This is a genomic window from Variovorax sp. PDC80, assembly GCF_900115375.1.
Lineage (GTDB): Bacteria > Pseudomonadota > Gammaproteobacteria > Burkholderiales > Burkholderiaceae_C > Variovorax.
Map to the genome: position 1 here is coordinate 1 of NZ_FOWG01000039.1, position 1414 is coordinate 1414.

2 protein-coding genes are annotated in these 1414 nt (G+C 68.5%); both read left to right on the plus strand.

Annotated features, from left to right (window positions below; genetic code table 11):
* A partial coding sequence (locus tag BM109_RS40565; RefSeq protein ID WP_143129354.1) for an ABC transporter permease occupies positions 1–735 on the plus strand: 735 nt, incomplete at its 5' end.
* Positions 732–1414, plus strand: a 683-nt coding sequence (locus BM109_RS40570) for an ABC transporter permease (RefSeq protein ID WP_093356168.1), incomplete at its 3' end; no start/stop codon positions are given. The genes BM109_RS40565 and BM109_RS40570, both read left to right, overlap by 4 nt.

Sequence of the window (1414 nt, forward strand, 5' to 3'; positions counted from 1 at the left end):
CTCACCGGCGACCTCGGCGACTCCTACGCCTACAGCTCCCCCGTGCTCGACCTCATCCTCGAGCGCCTCGCACTCACCGTCCCCCTGGCCCTGCTGGCCATGGCCTTCACCACCGTGCTCGCCCTGCTCGTGGGCGTCACCGCCGCCGCGCGCCACAACAAGCTCGGCGACGTCGGCCTCATGGGCCTCACCCAGGTCGGCATCGCCATCCCCAACTTCTGGTTCGCCATCCTGCTGATCCTCGTCTTCTCCGTGCAGCTGCAGTGGTTCTCCGCCGGCGGCTTCGACGGCTGGGGCGAAGGCGTCTTTGCCGGCCTCAAGTCCCTGCTGCTGCCAGCCCTGTCCCTGGCCGTCGTGCAGGCCGCCATCCTCGCGCGCATCACCCGCTCGGCCGTTCTCGAGGTCATGCGCGAGGACTTCGTGCGCACCGCGCGCGCCAAGGGCGTGACCCAACGCGCGGTGCTCTGGACCCACGTGCTGCGCAACGCCCTGATCCCCGTCATCACCGTCATGGGCATGCAGTTCTCCGAGCTGCTCGCCGGCACCATCGTGGTGGAGAACGTGTTCTACCTGCCGGGCCTGGGCCGCCTGATCTTCCAGGCCATCAGCAACCGCGACCTCATCGTCGTGCGCAACTGCGTCATGCTGCTCGCGGCCATGGTCGTCATCGTCAACTTCGTGGTCGACGTGCTCTATGCCGTCATCGACCCGCGCATCAAGGCGAGCGACATATGAGCGCCATTGCATCGGTTACCCCCAGCGCCGCCGCCCTCAAGCTGCCCGGCTTCTGGCAGCGCGCGCGCCACCACCGCAGCTTCGTCATCGGCGGCGTGCTCGCCGCCTTGCTGCTGCTCGCGGCCCTGGTCTCCTACCTCTGGACGCCCTACTCGCCCTACGCCATGGACATGGCCAACAAGATGCAGGCGCCCTCGGCCAGCCACTGGCTGGGCACCGACGCCTTCGGGCGCGATGTGGCCTCGCTGCTGCTGGTGGGCGCTCGCGCCTCCATCCTCGTGGGCGTCATCGCGGTCGGCATCGGCCTGATCGTGGGCACCGCCCTGGGCCTGCTGGCCGCGGCCAGGCGGGGGTGGGTCGAGGAAGCCATCATGCGTTTCTCCGACTTCTCGCTGGCCTTCCCCGCCATCCTCTCGGCCATCATGATGACGGCCGTCTTCGGCGCGGGCATCGTCAACGCCATCATCGCCATCGGCATCTACAACATCCCCACCTTCGCGCGCATCACGCGGGCCTCGGCCAACGCCATCTGGTCGCGCGAGTACGTGGCGGCCGCGCGTGCCTGCGGCAAGGGATCATTCGCCATCACCATGCAGCACGTGCTGCCCAACATCTCGGCGGTGCTGATCGTGCAGATCACCATCCGCTTCGCCATCGCGATCCTGGCCGAGGCCGCCCT